The sequence below is a fragment of the Pseudomonas moorei genome, assembly GCF_042846945.1.
GTDB lineage: Bacteria > Pseudomonadota > Gammaproteobacteria > Pseudomonadales > Pseudomonadaceae > Aquipseudomonas > Aquipseudomonas moorei.
Genome location: NZ_AP035776.1, coordinates 262085 through 274734 on the forward strand (window position 1 = coordinate 262085; position 12650 = coordinate 274734).

The following is a 12650-nucleotide window of genomic DNA, read 5'->3' on the forward strand; positions in this document are numbered from 1 at the left end:
CGCTTGTCAGACTGCAATCAATTCGAAAGACGCGGCAGGATCAGATCCTTGAGATCGGTCAGCTTGCCATGAAAAAAGTGTCCGCATTCTGCCACTTTCAGCAGCTCATGGGGACGTTCGAGCTTGTCGGACCATTGGTAAACGAGCTGCGGATCGATGACTTCGTCGGTTTCCGGCTGAATAAGGGTCAGTTCGCCCTGTTGCGGCAACGAGTGCTGATCGCCCAGGCGCATGACCGCCGGCGCAACCATGAACACGTGTTTGAGCCGCTCACCCTGCGCTTCCAGGCGTCCGCCCAGACTTGCCGCAACAAAACCGCCGAAGGAGAATCCGAACAGGTTCAGCGGCAAATCCGGGTGTTTGGCCCGAAACCACGTGGCCACGGCCTGGGCATCATCGACCTCACCGGTGCCCATGTCGTGCGAGCCTTCGCTGGCACCGACGCCACGGTAGTTGAAACGCAGGGTAATCAAACCGGCATCGCGCGCGGTGCGCTGCAGGGTCGAGACCACTTTGTTGAGCATGGTGCCGCCCTGCACCGGGTTCGGATGGCAGATCAGCGCCAGGCCTCGCGGCTGCTCGTTGTCCAGGTAAAGTGCTTCCAGTTGACCGACCGGGCCATCAATCACTACAGGGGTTTCACGCATCAGCAAGGAAGGAACTCCGTGACCTCGAATCGGGTCGACTCGTCTAGCAGATTGTCTGCAACTGTCTATTGCGAGCGAATCGCGGTATACAGCGCAGGTTCGAGCCGTTAACGTAAAGCAAAGCCGTTTATAGAGGAAGGACTCGTGGAACACTCGCTCTTAGTTTGGTTGTTGCCGACTCTTGCCCTGGTTGTGGGTGTCGCCATTGGATTCCTGATCGCTCGCCTGGCGCCGAATGCCGCGCCTAGCAGCACGCAACGTCAGCTGGACGATATTCAGGAACGTTTCGACAATTATCAGAATGAGGTGGTGACCCACTTCAACAGCACTGCAACACTGGTCAAGAAACTGACTCAGAGCTATCAGGAAGTGCAGGATCATCTCGCCGAGGGTGCCAATCGCCTGGCCCTGGACGAGCAGACCCGCCAACGCTTGCTGGCCTCCCTGCACGCCGACGCGGTGCAGGCTCCACGGGAACGCCTGACGCCGCCGCGCAATCAGGAACCTCCACGCGACTACGCGCCTAAAGCCCCGAACGCACCGGGCATGCTCGACGAGCATTACGGCCTGAAGAAGTAATCAGGTCTCAGACGTGAAAAAGCCCTCGGACGAGCGATTGTCCGGGGGCTTTTTTTGTTTTTGAACTCGTCTTTGCCTGGTCTGCCCCATCGCGAGCAGGCTCGCTCTCACAAAAGGGCCGCATTTGAACTGTGTGTAAGCCTGCTCGCGATGGGGCCGGAATCAATGACAAAAAAAACCGCCCGATCTGTTTAGGATCGGGCGGCTCTTTCACGCCTGGGGTTCAATCAGACGATCAAGGGTATTGCTGAACCGTGCCCGGTTGCTGCTGACTGCCATACTGCTGACCCGGAATCGCCTTGAGGTTGACCTCGACACGACGGTTCTGTGCACGGCCGTTGACGTCACCGTTGTTGGCGATCGGGTTATCCGGACCAGCGCCACGGGCGCTCAGGTTGGCACCGCTGACGCCTTGCGAAGTCAGGTAGGTCGCCACACTCTGCGCGCGACGCTGGGACAGGTCCATATTGTGCTGGCGGCTGCCGGTGCTGTCGGTGTAGCCGACAATTTCGATCTGGTTCTGGTTGAACTCTTTCAGCGAGCCGGCCAGGTTGTTCAGCGGCTGGTAGAAGCTCGGAGCGATGTTCGCCGAATCAGTGGCGAACGTGATATTGCCCGGCATGATCAGCTTGATCTGATCGCCTTGACGCTGCACTTCAACACCTGTGTTGGCCATGCTGGCCCGCAGTTTTTTCTCCTGCTGGTCCGCGTAGTAGCCATAACCCGCAGCGGAAGCACCGCCCAGAGCTGCGCCAATCAATGCCCCTTTGCCACGGTTATCGTGGTTGATGGCAGCACCCGCCACAGCACCGGCCAGAGCGCCGAGACCACCGTATTTAGCGGTTTTGCTCATGCCCGTGGAGCCGCTATCCGCCTGGCCCTGGTCGTTGTACGGGTTGGGCGATGCACAACCAGACAACAGCGCCACGGCAGTAGCAACAATAATCAAAGGACGCGTGGTGAACATGTAGAGCTCCTACTTTTTTACATTCTGTGGTGCAACGAACTTAAGCATCGAACCATTGCGGGCGTTGGATCGTCTCGCCGGACAAAAATTCCGCCCGTTACAATTCAAGCCCGAACAAAAGGATTTTCGCGCATTTCATCGCCGAGTCGGGTGTCGGGACCGTGGCCGGCGACTACGGTGGCTTCCTCGTCGAGTGTGTACAGACGCTGTTTGATCGAGCGCACGATGGTTGCCTGATCGCCGCCCCACAAATCCGTGCGCCCTACTCCGCGACGAAACAGGGTGTCGCCGGCGATCAGCAGCTTCGCCTCGGAAAACCAGAAGCTCATGGAACCCGGCGTGTGACCGGGCGTGTGCAACGCCACACCGCAACCGCAGGCCAACTCTTCATCGTCGGCCAGCCAGCGGTCGGGCGACGGCACCGGCGTGTAGGGCACGCCGAACATCTGGCACTGCATCTCCAGGTTGTCCCAGAGGAACTGATCCTCTTTGTGCAGGTGCAAGGTGGCGCCCGTTTTCTCCTTCAACTGACCGGAAGCCAGGAAGTGATCGAGATGAGCGTGGGTGTGGATGATGCTGACCACTTTCAGGCCCAGTGCATCGAGCCGAGCCAGGATCAGCTCATGGTTGCCACCCGGATCGACGACAATGGCCTTTTTCGTTACCGGATCGCCGATGATCGTGCAGTTGCACTGCAAAGGGCCGACGGGGAAGGTTTCGCGGATGAGGGTGGTTGGCTGGGACATCGGGGAGGCTCAATCAACAGGGATGGGTAATGGTCGCACAAATCGGTGCCCGGCAATTTACCGCCCTGCGTAACTTTAGTTTCACCCTTAACCCAACACCCCCAACTCCTTCGCCCTCGCCACTGCCTGCGTACGCCGTTCCACCCCGAGCTTGCTGTTGATGTGGCTGGCGTGGGTTTTGACCGTGTGCAGGGAAATAAACAGCTGATCGCTGATTTCCTGATTCGAACAGCCTTGGGCGATCAGTCGCAGGACTGCCAGTTCCCGAGTACTGAGTTGCTCTGCCGCAGCAGTGGATTCCAGCGCCGGGCGGATCACCGGCGTCGGAAGTTTCTCGGCCAGGTCTTGGGAAACAGTGGAAGGTGCGCTGAGTTGAAGCTGCGCGCGCAGCCAGTCCGGATGCTCGGCCAACAACCTGTCGAACGGTTGCAGTACGCCACCGGCGGCGGCCTCCAGCGCCTGACCCAAGGCCTTGCGTGCCTCGGGCTCGCGCCCGGTGCTCAGCAGCAGCGAGGTTTTTTGCGCCAGCGCCATCGCACTGAGCATTTGCCGACCGCTTTGCTGCCCCTGTTCGAGCAGCACATTCAAACGCCCCTCAGCCAGCATCGGCTGGGCCTGGATGACGTCCAGCAACGCTTGTTGCAGCTCGATATGCAGCGGCAGTTGCGGATGGAACTCCGGGGGCGCGGCAGGGTGTTCGCCGTTATAGGTCTGACTCAATCGCGCCAGCCAGGCTTCGGCCAGATCTGTGCGGCCCTGGGCCAGCCAGAGTTCACATTTGACCTGCGTGATCATCGCCAGATAGTAAATGGGCGGCACGTCCCAGATGTGCATCAGACGTTCGGCCTCGGCGAGCTCGGCAAAGGCTTTGGCGAATTCGCCACTGCTGCCTTCCAGCCGCGCGATCACGCAGTGGCCGATCAACACGCTGATGTCGCGGCAGGCACGCGCCTCGTTCAAACCGACCTGCAATCGCCCTCTCGCCGCCTGTGGTTGCAGGCGCAGCGCCAGCAGAAACCCTTCGTACAAGGTCAGTCGGGCGCGAACCGCATAAAGGCGTTGCGCGGATAGCCCTTGCAGACGCTGCAGGCCTTGCCGGACTTCCTCCAGCGAACGAAGGATTTCTCCGCGCGCCTGCAGCACTCGGGCGCGGTCGTAGTGAGCCAGCGCTTCGAACAACGGGTTGCCAACCCGCTGCGCCAATTCCAGGGAATCCCGATTCAGCTCGCGCGCGCGCCACAAGTCGCCATCGGCGATGGCCAGGTTGGACAGGGTCGAGAGGCACATCAAACGCTGTCCGTAGCGTTTGCACGGAAGGCTTTCCAGCGCCTCGCTGCAATAGAGCAGCGTGAGCTCGCGGTTGCCGCGCCCGCGAGCGATGATCCCGCTCAGCGCCAACCACTGCGCCAGCATGGATTTCTGTGCAGTGGCCGACGGGGCCGGCAGGAAGCGGCTCAAATGGCTCGACAGTTCCTCGGCCGCATCCAGTTGACAGGCCAGCCCCAACGCCCAGCTGTAAAGCACGATCAGGCGCGGCGTGCTGATCAGCAGGCTGTCGGGCAAGTCCATTTTCCAGCGCAGCAACATGCCGACGTTCTGCTCGGCCAGCAATTGCTCTTCGGAAAGGTTTTGTACCAGGTTCGCCGCCACGTCCAGATGTCCGGCGCGCAAGGCCTGCTCCACCGCTTCGTCGAGCAAGCCCTGGGCATTGAACCAGCGACAGGCACGCAGGTGCAGGCTCGCGGCCGGCACCACTGTCTGTGCGGTAGGCCGCGTGCGCAGCAGATCGGAAAACAAATGGTGATAACGATACCAATGGCCGTGTTCGTCCAGCGGCACCAGGAAAACCTGGTGTGCAGCCAGAAAACGCAGGATCTCGGCGCTGTCATGAGCGTCGCGAATGGCGTCGCACAGCTCACTGCAAAAACGTTCCTGAGGCGCCGTGTCGTACAGGAATGACTGAACCTCGGCGGGCAGGCAATCGATGACTTCTTCCAATAGGTAATCGCGAATCAGCCCCTCCCCGCCATGCAACGCCTGGGGCAATGCGCCATGACTGCCTGCCTCCGAGGCCGCCAGCAACCAGAAGCGCAAGCCGGCAACCCAACCTTCGCTGCGCTGGATCAGGCTTTCCAGCGCCTCACCGCGCAAAGTACTGCTGTGACGGTCAAGCAGGGTCAAGGCTTCATCGTGGGTCAGGCGCAAGTCTTGTTCATGCAATTCGAGCAGTTGCCGCGACAAGCGCAGCCGCGCCAGATGCCAGTCAGGGCGCTGGCGACTGGTGACCATCACCAGCAAGCCATCGGGCAAATGGTTGAGGAAAAACTGCAAGCAGCGATCAAGCACCGGCCCCTGGGCCAGATGATAGTCATCGAGCACGAGTAACAGCGGCGTCGCTGTCGAAAGGTGTACGGCCAGCTCATCGAGCAAGCCATCCAGCCATTCTTCGAATGCAAACGGCTGATGTCGCTGACGCATCTTCAGCAGCCCGAGGGACTGCCTGCCCAGCTGCGGAAAATAGTCTTGAAGGCCTTCGAGCAAGCGCTCGAGGAATCGACCCGGGTCACTGTCGCGCGGACTCAATCCGAGCCAAAGGCTTTGCCAATGGGCCGGCAGCGACTGACAGAACTCCACCGCCAACGAACTTTTACCGAACCCCGCCGGTGCACTGACCAGTAACAGCCTGCCATTTAGCCCTGCACTCAGACGCTCGCATAGACGAGGCCGCAGCACATGGCCGTCGGGCAATGGCGGACGGAAAAAACGCCCGGCCAGCGTGGCGACGGCAACGCTTGCAGGACCTGGTGGTGGGGACAGATCAGTCATGGCCGGCTCTTGTTTGAATTACGGATGGCGGCGTTGCAGATGTCCGCAGACTAGCGGTAAACGATGAGGTAATGAAGGTAATTGCTACAAATGGCTACAAAAAGTCTACGAATAAAAAAACGCCCCGAACCAGTCGGGGCGTTTCCAGAGGATGCGGCCTCTTTTTTATGCCTTAGCGAACACCATCCTGACGCAATGCCGCCGGGGTGAAGTCGCTGGTGGTGGCCTGGAAGCCGAAGTTATACGCCGACTTCTCTTCGTTCTTCATGCCCAGCGCCAGGTAACGGCCCGATTGCAGGTCGTACAAGGCTTCCAGCGCATACCACGGCACTTGCTTGTCGTAGTAGTTCTCGGCATGGGCTTCGGCAACGCGCCACAGTTGGTTACGACCGTCGTAGTGGTCGATGACCGCTGCTTGCCAGGTGTCTTCGTCGATGTAGAAGTCACGCTTGGCGTAAATATGGCGCTGACCTTCCTTCAAGGTGGCAACCACATGCCAGACGCGACGCAGCTCGTAACGCGCCAGGTCCTGATTGATGTGACCGGCCTTGATGATGTCGGCGTACTTCAGGTTCGGATCGTCGAGTTTGTAGGCGTCGGAGGCGATGTACATCTCTTTCTTGCCTTCGAGCTTCCAGTCGTAACGATCCGGCGCACCGTTGTACATGTCCAGGTTGTCGGAAGTACGCAGGCCGTCGGCTGCAGTACCCGGCCCGTCATAGGACACTTGCGGTGCACGACGCACACGGCGCTGACCGGCGTTGTAGACCCACGCCGAACGCGGTTCCTTAACCTGGTCGAGGGTTTCATGCACCAACAGCACACCACCGGCCAGACGTGCCGGAGCGGTCACTTTCTGCTTGAAGTAGAACAGGATGTTGCCCGGGTTTTTCGGGTCGTAGTCCTTCATTTTGTCTCGGAATACGAACTGGTCTTCAAAGTACACCAGGCTGAACGAGCCGTTCGGCTGTGGCGTAGCCTGGGTGACCAGACGGGTTACGCTGCCACCGCGATAGCGAGTGATGTGGTTCCAGATGACTTCAACGCCGCTTTTCGGAATCGGGAACGGCACTGCGGTTTCGAAGTTTTCCAGGCCGTTGCCTCCGGACACCAGGTTGGTGTTGGTGGCGTTGCGTTTGATGGCGGCGAACACGTCATCCGGCACGGTAGCACCACGATGGGACGGGTAAACCGGCATCTTGAAGGTTTCCGGGTAGCGCTTGAACATTGCGTACTGGCCCGGGGAGAGCTTGTCCTTGTACTGCTCGACGTTCTGCGCCGTGATGGTGAACAGCGGTTTTTCGCTGGCGTACGGATTGGACAGGAAACCTTTGCTGTCGACGGTACCGGCGTTCTTCGGCAGGGGTTTCCAGGCCGGGATCGAGCCGTCGGCGTTACCCGCCATTTCAGCACCCATCGGGGTCAGGCTCTTGCCCAGCTTATCCGCCTCGGCTGCCGGGACGGCTGCCATGACACTGGTCGCCAGCAGCGAAAGCCCCAAAACACCGGCGCGGAACAGACTCTTTGTTATTTTCATATGTGCGTTCGTCCTGAAAATACAGTGCTTAGAAGTTCACGCCGAGGCTGAGCGCAACGAAGTCGCGGTCATCCACGGTGGTGTACTTGCCGTCGAAGAAGTTGGTGTAGGCCAGACTCGCGGTGTAGGTGTTCTGGTACTCGGCATCGACACCCAGGCTGACCGCCTTGCGGCCTTCCTCGAAGTTGCCGCCAGGGCCCGGGGAGTAACCGCTCACGTCATGGGACCAAGCGATGTTCGGCTTGAGGTTCACCCCGGCGAATACGTCGTTGTATTCCCAGATGGCACGGCCGCGGTAGCCCCACGAGTTCGCGGTGGTGAAGCCATCGTTTTCGCAGTAACGGCTGACGTTGTTTTGTGGGCCGCCTGCCAGGGTAGACGTGTTCAACGCCACGCATTGGCCATTCGGCAGCGGGCCAGGGCCATAGCTCGGATCACGGCCGTAACGTGCTTTGGAAGTGCTCTCCAGACCACCAACGTGGGTGAGACCGATTTCGCCAACCAGGGTCAGTCGCTCAGCGCCCATCACTTGGTCGAAGAAGTGAGTGAACGTCGTCTGAATCTGGCTCACTTCTTTGCGGCGATAGCCTTGTTGATCCTGCCCAGGTGTCCCTTGGAGTAAGGACACGCTAGGGTTGAGCGGTGTCAGGCCGGAATAGAGGATGTCGGTGGTGTTGAGCTGAACCGGAGCATTCGGCCGGTAGCTGAATTCGCCACTCCAGGCAGTGCCTGTAGGTAACGTGGTGGAAAAGCTCAAGCCATACAGGCGAATGTCTTCAGGATATTCGACGTAGTAGCTGGAGTTACCCGCAACCTGCAGCGGCAGCAAGGTCGGAGCCAGGTTACGCGCCACGGAGAGTGGTACGCCCGATCCCACCAACTTGCCCACCAGGCCTGCCGCACTGTAGGCGCTGGCCGGTGCACCCTGCCCGCTGAAAATCGGGTTACGGCTGTGGTAGTTCATGAAATAGGCGCCGAATTCGGTGTCCAGCGGGTCGAACATGTACTTGAAAGACACACCGAACTGACCGCTGTCACGAGCATCACGATCCGCACCACGACGAACGATCACGCCTTCATCCGGGTTGCCCCAGGTCACGCCGTTTGCCGCCAGGGTGTTGATACTGGCATTACGCAACGAAGCCGGAAGGCCCGCCGCCGCCAGCGCTCCGTTCAGGCCTTGTTGAGTACGCAGAACCGCCAGGTTGTTGTCGCAGCCATTGGCGATCACGTCCGGTTGCGAGAAGAAGGTCCCGCAGTTGTCGACAACGGTCTGATCCCACTCCAGCTGATAGAACGCTTCGGTCGACAGATTCTCGGTGATGCTCTGGGACACGTAGAACATGTTGACCGGGATCAGGCCTTCCTTGATCTCGGCACCCGGACGACGGAATGCGGACACGTCGATCGGGTTGATGGAGTTGATGCCGCCGCCGATGAAAGTACTTTCACCCCAGCTCACCACCTGCTTGCCCAAGCGCACGGAACCTGGCTCATCGGCAATGGAATAGTTGTGATAAACGAAGGCGTCGAGGATCTCTCCGCCAGCGGATTTGGCGCCTTCCTTGCGGCCATCGTCGCTGATGTCCTTGAATGGACGACTCTCGTCCTTCAATTCAAAGTCGTACCAGTATTTGCCACGGACGAAGACACCGGTATCGCCGTATTTCAGTTCCAGGTCATGGATGCCTTTGAAGATCTTCGAGAAGGTTTCCCCGCTCTTGAAGTTCAGGTGACCGTCATCGGAAGTCTGGGACAGGCCACGGCCACCGTTGTTGACGCCGATGAGATTCTTGTTCGGCTGCTCGGTAGACCAACTGGCACCAATGGACAGGGACGAGTCGAACTGACCTTCGATTTCACCAACGTTGAAACTGACGCCGAATGCTGGCCCGGCGAGCGTAGAGGCAAGACTGACGGCCAGAGGCAGTTTCGCCCGGCGCCAGAACTGGTTTACTGATGTCATCGACGCTACTCCATGTGCATTTTATTGTTATGGCAGTGAGCACTTCTAAAAACGTTGAGGATGACGGGGAGCCAAGGCATCCCAAAGTCATTCCAAAATTGCATCGCCCCGGTTTGTGCGTTTGCTCCGTTCTTAAAAATCCTTGAGCGGACTATAGCCAGCAGGTAGTACAGCTTGATCCCTCTAAAGTGTGATTTGCAGCTGCCAGCCACTCTGGAACAGTCCTTTTGCCAGGCCGACGCCCGTCGGCACGGCAAGGATGGCTGAAATATCTGATTTGACAAGCCAAGCGCTTGCTTGGTGGGGCTGGCGTGCCCTTTTGGGCACGCCAGAAGACGCTTAAAGCGTGGAAAGGAAGGTACTGTTGTTAGCTTGCCATTCGGTGATATCGACGCGAATTCGCTTCTTGTCGAGCTTGCCGACGCTGGTCTTGGGAATTTCAGTAACAAGGGCGATCTGACTCGGGATCGCCCACTTGCTCAGGTGCCCCAATTCCACGAACGGCTTGAGGTGCTCCTTGAGTTCCCGGGCATCGATCACATGGCCTTCGCGGACCACCAGCAAGGCAAACGGGCGCTCGCCCCACTGTGGATCGGCGATGCCGACCACTGCTACTTCGCGTACCGCCGCATGGCGACTGATCAGGTCTTCGAGGTCGAGGGAGGACACCCACTCGCCGCCGGTCTTGATCACGTCCTTGATCCGGTCACGAATGTCGATCACACCCATGCTGTCCAGGGTCGCCACGTCACCGGTGTGCAACCAGCCGCCGGCCCAGAGCTCAGCGCCCTTCTGCGGCTCGTTGAAATAACCCTCGGTCAGCCAGGGCGCACGCAACACCAATTCGCCTTGGGTCTCGCCATCGGCGGGCAGGAAATTGCCCTCAGCGTCGACGATCGCCGCCTCCACCAGCGGCCCAGGCACGCCAGCCTTGATCCGATAAGTCGTGCGCTCGTCTTCGGTGCCGGCCATCAATTCGTCGTTGAGGTGTGCGCACGAGACCAGCGGCCCGGTTTCCGACATGCCGTAAGCGGCGGTCAACTGAATGCCTTTGGCCTTCGCTGCTTCGTACAGGGAACGATTGAGTGCACTGCCGCCGATGACGATTTTCCAGCCACCAAAATCGGTGTTTTGCGCCCCCTTGGCATTGAGGACCATCTGCAGAATGGTCGGCACGCAGTGCGAGAACGAGACCTTTTCCTTGCGCCACAGCTCCACCAGGTACTCCGGGTCATAGCGACCGGGATAAACCTGCTTGAGCCCCAGCATCGTCGCCACATAAGGCAGACCCCAGGCGTGCACATGGAACATCGGCGTGATCGGCATGTACACGTCATTGGTGCCCAACAGGCGCACGCTGTCGATCGCGCCCATGATGGTCGACACGCCCATGGTGTGCAGCACCAGTTGTCGATGGGTGAAATACACGCCTTTGGGATTGCCGGTGGTGCCGGTGGTGTAGAAGGTGGTGGCGACCGAGTTTTCGTCGAAATCCTGGAAGTCGTACCGCGGGCTCGCGGCCGCCAGGAGCTGCTCGTACTCGCCGACCAGGTTCGGCAGGTCGGCGGTCTTTTCCGGCAAGTCGGTCAGCAACAGGGTTTTCTCGACCGTGGTCAGGTGCCCGGCAATCGCGTTATACAGCCCCACGAACTCGCTGTTGACCAGCACAAAGCGGTCCACGGCGTGATTCATGGTGTAGAGGATCTGTTCCGGCGACAGGCGCACATTAATGGTGTGGATCACCGCGCCGATCATTGGAATGGCAAACATGCATTCCAGATAACGATGGCTGTCCCAATCCATCACCGCCACGGTGTCCCCGGGCTTGACCCCGGCCTCTGTCAGCACATTGGCCAACCGCGCGACCCGTTCGATCAGGGTCGGATAGCTGTAGCGCAACTGGTCGCGGTAAACGATCTCGCGGGTTTTCTCATAACGCGCACCGGACATCAGCAACCGTTTGATCAGCAGCGGATACTGGTAAGCGCCTTCGGCTGGGGGGATAACGCGAGTCTGCAACATAAGAATCCCTTTTCTGACTGCACGGTCGTGGCTGAAAGTAAGCACTTTAGTGCCCTTGATCGCCAGTCAAATCAGCCAAAGGAATGATTTGCAGAGCCGCACAAATGCTAGCGTTGCGCCAGCATTTGTCGGTATGCACAGCGCTCAGGCCGTTTGTCCTGCCAAAGCCTCCGAGGGCGTGCGCGGGAAGACCAGGGCCGCGACGAAGGTCAATGCCGCAATCGCCGCCAAAATCAAATAGAGCCCGACCAATCCCTGGAGCGGTTCGACGTAAGAGATCAGAGGGATGGCGGTGGCGCTGGCACCGAAAGACAGGCAGTAACGCAACGCAAAGACCCGTGATTGCCATTGAGGCGCAACGAAATTGGCAACCATCGCATCGTTGACCGTGACTTGGCCGAACACCACGAACATGAACGCTGCCCCCAACGCAATCACGCCCCAGCCTTCGCCATAGGCGAGTGCGAAGAGCAGCGGCGCCTGGCACATCGTCAGCACCACGAACGGCCACTTGAGACTGACGCGATGCAATACCCGGCCAATGCTCAACTGAGCCACGGCGCCAAAGGCGTAAGCCAGGCTGACCACGACACCCAAGGTTTGCGGCGAAGCGAACAACTCGTGCAACCGCTCCTGGAACAGTTTCGGATAAGTCATCGTCGTCGCGTTGAACACCACGCCGCCGGTCGCCGTGGCCAATGCCAGCACGCCGAACACCAACGCCATGGAGATTCGCTGGCCGCCCGCACCTTTGAGCAGCGTGTGGGGACGCTTGGGGACGGGCTCCTCACGCACCTGCAAGGCGAACCCGACACCCAGTACCATCGCCACCACACCCGGCAGAATGAACGCCGCACGCCAGCCGAAATGCGCCACCAGCAGCCCGGTGATCAGCGCTGAAAACGCCACGCCCAGGTTGCCCCACATGCCATTCATGCCGATCTCCCGGCCACGGTTTTGTGCGTAGGCCACCAGCATCGCGGTGCCCACCGGATGGTAGATCGCTGCAAAAATACCGATCAGCGTCAGACCCAGCACCAACATCGGCGCGCTGTGACTCAAGCCGGTAAAAATCGCTGAAGCGCCAATGCCGAAGAAAAAAACCAGCATCATTCGCCGTCGGCTCCAGTGATCCCCCAGCCAGCCGGCCGGCAAGGAACAAGCGCCAAAGGCGATGAATCCGCCCAGGGACAAGCCGATCAGCGCCGCGAAATCGAGGGCAAACGCTTGCGTCATGCCGAGCACCGCGGCGGGAAATATGAGCATGAACATGTGGTCGATCACATGGGCGGCATTGATGTAGCGGATTACGTTTCTGGACTGGTTCATCGCGGCACGCTTTACGTTGGAGTGAGCGACC

The 12650-nt window shown here is 59.5% G+C and carries 9 protein-coding genes; 1 reads left to right on the forward strand and 8 read right to left on the reverse strand.

Annotated features, from left to right (window positions below):
- Window positions 1–17: 17 nt before the first annotated feature.
- Window positions 18–647, reverse strand: coding sequence for an alpha/beta hydrolase (locus ACGJAX_RS01240; RefSeq protein WP_247256396.1), 630 nt, complete (start codon window positions 645–647; stop codon window positions 18–20).
- 144 nt (window positions 648–791) lie between these two features.
- On the opposite strand from ACGJAX_RS01240, the gene ACGJAX_RS01245 reads away from it, so the two are divergent.
- Complete coding sequence (locus tag ACGJAX_RS01245) at window positions 792–1226, forward strand: YhcB family protein (protein ID WP_090325061.1); 435 nt, start codon at window positions 792–794, stop codon at window positions 1224–1226.
- A 235-nt stretch (window positions 1227–1461) separates the two neighbouring features.
- Here the strand turns inward: ACGJAX_RS01245 and ACGJAX_RS01250 are convergent, their stop codons facing one another.
- The 7 genes from ACGJAX_RS01250 to ACGJAX_RS01280 form a co-directional block, all read right to left on the reverse strand.
- Complete coding sequence (locus ACGJAX_RS01250) at window positions 1462–2193, reverse strand: OmpA family protein (RefSeq protein WP_090325063.1); 732 nt, start codon at window positions 2191–2193, stop codon at window positions 1462–1464.
- A 104-nt stretch (window positions 2194–2297) separates the two neighbouring features.
- Window positions 2298–2939: an MBL fold metallo-hydrolase gene (locus ACGJAX_RS01255; RefSeq protein ID WP_248916544.1), complete on the reverse strand. Its 642-nt coding sequence runs from the start codon at window positions 2937–2939 to the stop codon at window positions 2298–2300.
- 87 nt (window positions 2940–3026) lie between these two features.
- Window positions 3027–5765: a LuxR C-terminal-related transcriptional regulator gene (locus ACGJAX_RS01260; RefSeq protein WP_390957230.1), complete on the reverse strand. Its 2739-nt coding sequence runs from the start codon at window positions 5763–5765 to the stop codon at window positions 3027–3029.
- 172 nt (window positions 5766–5937) lie between these two features.
- The gene (locus tag ACGJAX_RS01265; RefSeq protein WP_090325068.1) at window positions 5938–7302 is read right to left on the reverse strand and encodes a DUF1329 domain-containing protein; all 1365 of its coding nucleotides are present in this window, start codon (window positions 7300–7302) and stop codon (window positions 5938–5940) included.
- Between the two features lie 28 nt (window positions 7303–7330).
- Window positions 7331–9268 carry a DUF1302 domain-containing protein gene (locus tag ACGJAX_RS01270; RefSeq protein WP_247256342.1) on the reverse strand — a complete coding sequence of 646 codons (1938 nt, stop codon included), beginning with the start codon at window positions 9266–9268 and terminating at the stop codon, window positions 7331–7333.
- Window positions 9269–9607: 339 nt separating this feature from the next.
- Window positions 9608–11290, reverse strand: coding sequence for a fatty acid--CoA ligase (locus ACGJAX_RS01275; RefSeq protein ID WP_090325071.1), 1683 nt, complete (start codon window positions 11288–11290; stop codon window positions 9608–9610).
- 144 nt (window positions 11291–11434) lie between these two features.
- Window positions 11435–12619 carry an MFS transporter gene (locus ACGJAX_RS01280; RefSeq protein WP_390957231.1) on the reverse strand — a complete coding sequence of 395 codons (1185 nt, stop codon included), beginning with the start codon at window positions 12617–12619 and terminating at the stop codon, window positions 11435–11437.
- Window positions 12620–12650: the final 31 nt, after the last annotated feature.

What these genes read in the sequence shown, in the direction of transcription:
- ACGJAX_RS01280 (WP_390957231.1), bottom strand. Translation starts at nt 12,619, where the DNA reads ATGAACCAGTCCAGAAACGTAATCCGCTACATCAATGCCGCCCATGTG.
- ACGJAX_RS01270 (WP_247256342.1), bottom strand. Translation starts at nt 9,268, where the DNA reads ATGACATCAGTAAACCAGTTCTGGCGCCGGGCGAAACTGCCTCTGGCC.
- ACGJAX_RS01255 (WP_248916544.1), bottom strand. Translation starts at nt 2,939, where the DNA reads ATGTCCCAGCCAACCACCCTCATCCGCGAAACCTTCCCCGTCGGCCCT.
- ACGJAX_RS01275 (WP_090325071.1), bottom strand. Translation starts at nt 11,290, where the DNA reads ATGTTGCAGACTCGCGTTATCCCCCCAGCCGAAGGCGCTTACCAGTAT.
- ACGJAX_RS01250 (WP_090325063.1), bottom strand. Translation starts at nt 2,193, where the DNA reads ATGTTCACCACGCGTCCTTTGATTATTGTTGCTACTGCCGTGGCGCTG.
- ACGJAX_RS01260 (WP_390957230.1), bottom strand. Translation starts at nt 5,765, where the DNA reads ATGACTGATCTGTCCCCACCACCAGGTCCTGCAAGCGTTGCCGTCGCC.
- ACGJAX_RS01265 (WP_090325068.1), bottom strand. Translation starts at nt 7,302, where the DNA reads ATGAAAATAACAAAGAGTCTGTTCCGCGCCGGTGTTTTGGGGCTTTCG.
- ACGJAX_RS01240 (WP_247256396.1), bottom strand. Translation starts at nt 647, where the DNA reads ATGCGTGAAACCCCTGTAGTGATTGATGGCCCGGTCGGTCAACTGGAA.